The following is a 313-nucleotide window of genomic DNA, read 5'->3' as shown; positions in this document are numbered from 1 at the left end:
CAACACCAAGGGTGAGGGGTTTTGCGGCGATCCATTTTGGGAGAAAAGTGAACGTCTTTTGCTTACCGCTCTTATCGCCTATCTGCATTATGAAGCCCCTGTCGAGGACCAGAATTTCGCTACGCTGCTGGAAATGCTCAATACCATGCAGGTGCTGGAGGACGATGAAGAATACCAAAATCCAGTTGATTTGCTCTTTGAGGATTTAGCCAAAAAGAAGCAGAACAGCTTTGCAGGACGGCAGTACAAGCTCTATAAATTAGCTGCCGGAAAGACCGCAAAATCCATCCTCATTTCCTGCGGTGCTAGGCTT

General features: G+C 47.6%; 1 pseudogene. It reads left to right on the top strand.

Annotated features, from left to right (window positions below):
• Nucleotides 1-313: pseudogene (locus P0G09_RS17375) on the top strand (type IV secretory system conjugative DNA transfer family protein); the annotation flags it as partial.

It is taken from the genome of Faecalibacterium sp. DFI.5.82 (assembly GCF_029076575.1).
GTDB lineage: Bacteria > Bacillota > Clostridia > Oscillospirales > Ruminococcaceae > Faecalibacterium > Faecalibacterium duncaniae.
The sequence above is the reverse complement of the archived record's forward strand: the minus strand, read 5'-3'. Positions and strand labels throughout refer to the sequence as shown.